The following is a 6,726-nucleotide window of genomic DNA, read 5'->3' on the forward strand; positions in this document are numbered from 1 at the left end:
GAGCTCGGCGTGCAGGAGGGAGCCGGTGGCGCGGACGACGTCGGCGTGGGCGCAGTCGCGGCTTCCCGGCTCGTAGCGGCTGGCCGACCAGCCCTCCACGACCCAGGTGCCGTCGCGGGCGGGGATCGGCATCGCGAGGCGCACGCTTCGTCGTCGCGAGGCGGTGTCGAGCTGGGCGGCGAGCCGGGCCAGTCGAGGGTCGAGCTGCTCCGCGATCTGGGGGTCCCGGCCAGGGCTGAGCACCAGGTCACCCGCGAGGACGCTCCCACCCTGACCGCCGGGGAGCGACCGCAGATCGTCCGGGACGGCGAACAGGTCGAGCACGCGCTCCGAGGGCAACACGTCGCTCACCGTGGGTGGAGAGGCCGGTGCAGCGAGAGCGGAGCGCCGTCGGTGGACATGTCGTCGCTCTCGACTCAGGACGCCGGCACGGTGCGGCCGTCGGTCAGGAAGGCGCGGAGCACGGAGGCGAACACCTGCGGTTGCTCGGAGTGCACCCAGTGGCCGGCACCCTTGATCGTCACCTTCGAGGTGCGTGGGAACAGACGTCGCATACTCGACTCGTGCTCCGGCCGCACGTAGGGGGACCGCTCACCGGACACCCACAGCACCGGGTGGTCGAAGGGCCCGTCGAGGTCGTCCGGGAAGCTTCCGATCTCAGGGAGGTCGCGCCGCAGCAGATCCAGGTTGGCCTGCCAGCTGAAGCCGTCCGTCCCGCGGCGGAGGTTCTGCAGCAGGAAGCCGCGCACCCGGTCGTCGGGGATCGGGTCTGCCAGGAGCCGGTCGGCCTCCGACCGCTCGGCCAGCCTGGTCAGGTCGAGGCCGGCGAGGCTGTCCAACAGGTGCACGAACTCGCCCTGGTCGCGGCCGGCCACCGGCGAGATGTCGACCACCACGAGCCGGTCGACGAGCTCCGGATGGCGCAGGGCGAGCACCATCGCCACCTTGCCACCCATCGAGTGCCCCACGAGGTCCACCGGACGGTCGGCGGCAACGTCGTCGCGCAGTCGGTCGGCGACCAGGTCGGCGAACTTCTCGTAGCTGAAGTCGTCGGTCCACGCCGAGCGGCCGTGGTCGGGGAGGTCGACGAGCAGCGAACCGAACTGCGGCTGCAGCGCCCTGGCGATCGTGGTGAAGTTGCGGCCGCGGCCGAAGAGGCCGTGCAGGAACACGACCGTGCCGATCGTGGCGCGCGCGTCGCCCGTGTCGCCCACTGCGGTGGCATGGACTGACGGTGCGGACGACTCAGTGGTCACGTGCGCCACTCTAGGGGCAGTGGCCGAGGCGCGAGCCGCGGCTGCGTCGGTGGCCGCGGACTGGGGCAGACTGGAGGCATGGTGTCCGCCGAGTCCTCGCGCCACGACGTCCTGGTGCAGCGCGCCGCCGATCTGCTGCACCATGCCGGCGAGCGGATGACCGGGCCGCGGCGAGTGGTGCTGCAGGCACTGGCCGGCGACGGGCACCTCTCCGCGGAGGCGGTGGTCGAACAGGTCAAGGCGATCGACCCGACCGTGCACCGGGCCAGCGTCTACCGGGCGCTGGAGACCCTCAGCCGGCTGGGGCTGGTGCAGCACGTCCACCTGGGTCACGGCGCCACGGCATACCACCTGGTCGACGAGGAGCACCCGCACGCCCACTGCCTGACCTGTGGTCGGGTGATCGACCTGCCGGAGCAGCCGTTCCGGGCGCTCGCCGAGTCGCTGCGGGACGAGTCGGGCTTCGTCCTCGACGCCGGTCACATCGCCCTCTCGGGTCAGTGCGGTGCCTGCCGGGCAGGCTCGACATCCTGAGCCCGGCTCAGGGGGACAGGAGCCAGACGAGCGCCTCCGCTGCGGCGAACCCCGTGGCCGTCAGTGCGGCGTGCAGGGCCTCGCGTCGGCGAGTCGATGAGACGGCGGCCAGGCCGACCATGCTCACCGCGTGCAGGGCATCGACGAGACCGCCTCCAGCATGGGCCAGTTCGTCATCGGCCCAGAGGGTTGCCCCTCCCTGCAGCACCATCCGCCCGCCGAGCGCCTTGTTCATCGCACCTGGGCGAGTGAGCAGCGACAGCCCGTATGCCGTCCGCGCGCCCTCGAGCGCGCCCGCGGCCGTCGCCATCAACGCCTCCTGGCGAGCGCGGTCGTCAGCCCCGCCACACCGGCGACGGCGGCCGCGCCGAGCAGCCCGTGGTGTTGCGAGGCGTGCAACTGGTAGGAACGGGACTTCGCGATGTCGTCGAACGCACCGTGCGTGCCGTAGTCACGCTCCTCGTCCGCCGGGTTCCACAGGTTGACCGGGCGGTCCTCGTCACGTGGCTCCTTCGTCTGCTGGGAGGAGAAGCCGGTCTTGCCGAGGTAGCGGTCGAGGACGCCGGGGGCGATGGCGTTGCCGATCAACGTGCCGACCGTGCTGCCACCCACCCAGTACTCGCGACGCTTCGGGTGGTCCGCGGCATACAGGACTCCCTTGGCGGTGACCTCGGGTTGGTAGATCGGGGGGACGGGCTGGGCCTTCTTCGGCAGCCGGGAGAGCACCCAACGGAACTGCGGGGTGTTGGTCCCGGGCATCTGGACCATCGTGGTGTGGACGTTGCTGCCTTCGTGCAGCAGCTCGCAGCGCAGGGCCTCGTTGAAGCCCTGGATGGCGTGCTTGCCTCCGCAGTAGGCCGACTGGAGGGGGATGCCACGGTAGGCGAGCGCGGAACCGACCTGCACGATCGTGCCGCGATCTCGTGGCTTGAACCGGCGCAGTGCCGTCATGGTGCCGTAGACGAAGCCGAGATAGGTCACCTGCGTGACCCGGGTGAACTCCTCGGGCGTGATCTCCCAGACCGGCGCGAAGACCGAGGTGAACGCCACGTTGACCCACACGTCGATCTCTCCGAAGTGCTCCTCGACGGTGCGGGCGGCGGCCTCGACCTGGTCGTGGTCCGCGACGTCAGTGGGCACGATCAGGGCAGTGCCTCCGGCCTGCTCCACCTCGCGTGCCGCACCCTCCAGCCCGGCGCGTCCACGGGCCAACAGCGCCACCCGGTCGCCACGTCGGCCGAACGCGATCGCGCTGGCGCGGCCGATGCCGCCGCTGGAACCGGTCACGACGATGGTCTGGGGCTGGTGTTGCGTCATGGAAGACGTCCTCCTGGTGTGTTGAGTCGGTGCGCGGCCTCGAGCATGAGCGCATGGACGAAGGCCTGGGGGAAGTTGCCCCGCAGCTGACGTTGCTCGATGTCGAACTCCTCGGTGAACAGTCCCGGCGACCCGCAGGCGGTGCGGTTGCGCTCGAACCACCGCATCGCTGCGAGCTCGTCGCCCTGTTGTTGTGCGGACATGGCCATGACGAATCCGCAGAGTATGAAGGCTCCCTCGGCGTCACCCAGGGGCCGCGCGTCCTGGCTGAACCGGTAGATGAGCCCCTCACGACCGAGCTCACGCCCGACCGCCTCGTAGGTGGCGACGCTGCGCGGGTCGTCCGACGGCACGGCGCCGCGCAGGGCCGGCAGCAGCAGGGCTGCGTCGACCCGATCGTCGTCCGGGGCCCGGCACCATCGCCCCGTGTCGGTGACGCAGTCCGAGGCCGCGTCGGCCACGATCTGGTCGGCGAACCCGAGCCACCGTGAAGCGTCGGGCGGGGGTGCGTGCTGGGCCATGGCCCGCAGACCGGCGGCACAGATCAGCCTGGAGTGGGCCCACCGCTTCGGCGCGAGCTCCCAGATGCCGTTGTCCGGCTCTCGCCACTTCTTCTCCATGACGTCGACGAGCACCTGCACGGCCTTCCAGTGCTCGGTGTCGAGGTGGTCGTGTCCGGCGGCGGTGGCGAGCAACAGGAGCCCCTCGCCGAGGGAGTCGAGCTGGAACTGGTTGTTGACCCAGTTGCCGGCCCTGGCGACGCCGCCCGGGTAGCCGGGCAGGCCGACGTCGCGTTCCTTGGGCAGGTGCGTTCCGTCGATCCGGTAGGCCGGCCGCAGCTTCGGGCCGTCGGCCAGCACCCGCTCGGTGACGAACTGCACCGCTTTGTCCATCAGCGACAGGGGGCCGAGCGAGCCGACGGCCTGACCGGCGTAGCACTGGTCGCGGATCCACGCATAGCGGTAGTCGTAGTTGCGTCCCGCGTCGGCGCGCTCGGGCAGGCCCATCGTTGCCGCCGCGACCATGGCGCCGGTGGAGCTGGTCAGGCCACGCAGCACGGCATACGCCTGACGACAGTCACGGGGGGCGATGCTGCTGTCCATGTCGGGCACGTCCAGGGTCCACGCGTGCTCCGTGGCCGCCCACGCCGTCGACGCTTCGACCGGCTCGTCCGACAACGACTCCCCGAGCTCCAGCACCAGGTCGTGCCGGTCTCCTTCGTCCAGCTCGATCGTCTGCCGCAGCGCGCCAGCCTTGCCACGCCGGGCGTGAGACGCCCCGCTCCACCGGAATCGCATGCTGCCGCAACGGCCTTCCCACACGCCAGAATCGTGGTGGAGGTCGGTCATGTGCTCCTTGCCGAAGTGTGCACGCACGTCGAGCTGCACGTCGACGACCGCTCGCCCGTGCAGGGCACGGATCTGGCGCAGGATCACTGCGTGGTCCGGGTCTCCCGGGTGGGCGAGGGCCTCGCGGCACTCGATGACCGCGTCCCGCGTCACCCAGCGGCTGTGCCAGATCAGCGTGCCGTCCTCATAGCTGCCACCCCACACGTTGTCCGGGTCGGCCGGGGTGACCGCGTAGGAGCCGGGGCCGGCCATGAGCGCCGAGAACACCGCGTCGTCGTGCCACTGCGGCAGGCACATCCACACCACGTCGCCCCGCGGGCCGATGACGGCTCCCCGCTCGCCGTCGGCGAGCAGGGCATACTCCCGCAACACCTGCGGTGGGAACGACAGGTCCGATCGACGTGTGGGCACGATAGGGCTCTACCCCGTCGGTCGGGATTGATGTATGACGGCCGCTCCCCGGCGGCGCGCTCGCCCGGCTCAGGCCACGTCGGACTTGCGTGGCCGGCCCCGGGCCCGCTTGAAGGTGATCACCCGTCCGCGCTCGAAGAGCTCGCCACCCCACACGCCCCACGGCTCCCCGCGTTCGAGTGCGCCGTCCAGGCACGGCGTGCGCACCGGGCAGGACGCACACACCTGCTTGGCCCTGTCGAGGACGGCCGGCTGCTCGGCGAAGAAGATCTCCGGATCCTGCTCGTGGCAGGGTAATCGGCCGCGGCGGCGCGGGTAGAGCGGGATGGCGAACGATGACGTGGCGTGGTCAGGCATGGCGGTACTCCCCGAGAGGTGTTGTTCCGCCACGCTAGGAGCGGATTAGGCACAATGGGTTCCTCAACGCATGCCACAGTGTCAACATGTCGCAAACCGCAGTGCGCCTGCTCTCCCTGTTGTCACTGCTCCAGTCGCCGCGCGCCTGGTCGGGAGGTGAGCTGGCCAAGCGTTTCGGGGTCAGCGCGCGGACGGTGCGCCACGACATCGAGCGGCTGCGGGAGCTGGGCTACGCCGTCGAGGGCACTCGTGGCGGCGAGGGGGGCTACCGGCTCGGGTCAGGGGGTGCCTCCTTGCCACCGCTGCTGCTGGACCCGGACGAGGCGATCGCCGTCGCGGTCGGCCTGCGCACCGGGGTCAACTGCATCATCGGGGGTATGGAGGAGACGTCGGTCCGCGCGCTGGCGAAACTGGAGCAGACCCTCCCCTCGCGGCTGCGGATCCGGGTGCACAACCTGGGCCGCTACACCGTCCCGCTGCCCAGCAACCATCCGATGCCGATGGTGGACCCGACCCTGCTCACGGTGCTCGTCGGGCTGTGCGACAGCCGCGAGCGGCTCCGCTTCCGCTATCCCGAGGACCGCGTGGGAGCCGATGAGCAGGACGCCGGCACCACCTATGACGTCGAGCCCTACCGCTTGGTCAACCGCCAGCACCGTTGGTATCTCTTGGCCTTCGTCGTGGACGAGGGTGACTGGCGGGTCTTCCGCGTGGACCGGATCGACCCCCGGTTGCCCACCGGACCACGGTTCAGCCCGCGTGAGCTCCCCACCGAGGACGTCGCGGCGTATGTCGCGCAGCACCTTCCGGGACACGTGTGGCGACATCGCGCCACCGTCCGCCTGCGGGCGCCGGCCCGAGACGTCGAGGGCAAGATCGCGTCCGCGGAGGGGGCGGTCGAGCCGATCGACGACCGCAGCTGCGTCCTGCACCTCGGCGCCGAGAGCCTGCAGACCATGGCCCTTGCCCTTGCCCGGCTGGACGTCGAGTTCACCGTCGTCGACTCCCCCGAGCTGCTCGAGGTGGTGCGCACCTTCGCCGACCGGTTCAACGCTGCGGTGGCCCGCGGATCGGCCTGAGCCAGTCGCCCGCTCCGATCACGGTAGCGCCGGGCGCCGGCGTTCAGGTGTGCACGCGAGGGCGTTGCTCACCCTCGTGGTGGCGTCGGAGCAACTGGGTGGTCGAACGGCCGTCGAGGTAGGGCAGGAACACGACGCGTCCGCCCCATTCCCTCATCACGGCGACCTCGGGCATCGACGAGCCGTCGTAGTCGCCGCCCTTGGCCCAGACATCCGGCCGCAGGTCGGCCAGCGCAGCCCGTGGGTCGTCCTCGTCGAACACGATCACCTCGTCGACCACACGCAGCCCCCGCAGCACCCGCTCGCGGTCCGCCTGGGACTGGACCGGCCGGCCGCGCCCCTTCAGCCGGCGCACCGACGCGTCCGAGTTGAGGAGCACGACGAGCGCGTCGCCCAGCCGACCCGCCGCCTCGAGCGCGCCGA

8 protein-coding genes and 1 pseudogene are annotated in these 6,726 nt (G+C 71.0%); 2 read left to right on the plus strand and 7 right to left on the minus strand.

Annotated features, from left to right (window positions below; genetic code table 11):
- Together FRW57_RS15030 and FRW57_RS15035 are read right to left on the minus strand one after the other, a co-directional pair.
- Positions 1–342 (minus strand): annotated as a pseudogene (locus FRW57_RS15030) (aminoglycoside phosphotransferase); the annotation flags it as partial.
- Positions 343–416: 74 nt separating this feature from the next.
- Positions 417–1,256 carry an alpha/beta fold hydrolase gene (locus tag FRW57_RS15035; protein ID WP_238999447.1) on the minus strand — a complete coding sequence of 280 codons (840 nt, stop codon included), beginning with the start codon at positions 1,254–1,256 and terminating at the stop codon, positions 417–419.
- A gap of 78 nt (positions 1,257–1,334) precedes the next feature.
- Here FRW57_RS15035 and FRW57_RS15040 point away from each other — a divergent pair, with 78 nt between their 5' ends.
- Entirely contained in the window at positions 1,335–1,790 is a 456-nt protein-coding gene (locus FRW57_RS15040) for a Fur family transcriptional regulator (RefSeq protein WP_152186370.1), read from the plus strand.
- Between the two features lie 7 nt (positions 1,791–1,797).
- Here the strand turns inward: FRW57_RS15040 and FRW57_RS23310 are convergent, their stop codons facing one another.
- The 4 genes from FRW57_RS23310 to FRW57_RS15055 form a co-directional block, all read right to left on the minus strand.
- Positions 1,798–2,100 (minus strand): hypothetical protein, encoded by a 303-nt coding sequence (locus FRW57_RS23310; protein ID WP_162529372.1) that lies wholly within the window; start codon positions 2,098–2,100, stop codon positions 1,798–1,800.
- Complete coding sequence (locus FRW57_RS15045) at positions 2,100–3,107, minus strand: SDR family oxidoreductase (RefSeq protein WP_152186371.1); 1,008 nt, start codon at positions 3,105–3,107, stop codon at positions 2,100–2,102. The genes FRW57_RS23310 and FRW57_RS15045 overlap by 1 nt, the downstream gene beginning before the upstream one ends.
- Positions 3,104–4,867 carry a glycoside hydrolase family 15 protein gene (locus tag FRW57_RS15050; protein ID WP_203230345.1) on the minus strand — a complete coding sequence of 588 codons (1,764 nt, stop codon included), beginning with the start codon at positions 4,865–4,867 and terminating at the stop codon, positions 3,104–3,106. Before FRW57_RS15050 ends, FRW57_RS15045 begins: the two co-directional genes overlap by 4 nt.
- Positions 4,868–4,936: 69 nt before the next feature.
- The gene (locus FRW57_RS15055; protein ID WP_152186372.1) at positions 4,937–5,224 is read right to left on the minus strand and encodes a WhiB family transcriptional regulator; all 288 of its coding nucleotides are present in this window, start codon (positions 5,222–5,224) and stop codon (positions 4,937–4,939) included.
- Between the two features lie 86 nt (positions 5,225–5,310).
- On the opposite strand from FRW57_RS15055, the gene FRW57_RS15060 reads away from it, so the two are divergent.
- The gene (locus tag FRW57_RS15060) at positions 5,311–6,303 is read left to right on the plus strand and encodes a helix-turn-helix transcriptional regulator (RefSeq protein ID WP_152186373.1); all 993 of its coding nucleotides are present in this window, start codon (positions 5,311–5,313) and stop codon (positions 6,301–6,303) included.
- 43 nt (positions 6,304–6,346) lie between these two features.
- On the opposite strand, the gene FRW57_RS15065 is transcribed toward FRW57_RS15060, so the two are convergent.
- The coding region (locus FRW57_RS15065) for a nucleotidyl transferase family protein (protein WP_476748654.1) at positions 6,347–6,726 on the minus strand (380 nt) is incomplete at its 5' end.

It is taken from the genome of Segeticoccus rhizosphaerae (assembly GCF_009192725.1).
In the GTDB taxonomy this organism is placed as follows: Bacteria; Actinomycetota; Actinomycetes; order Actinomycetales; family Dermatophilaceae; genus Segeticoccus; species Segeticoccus rhizosphaerae.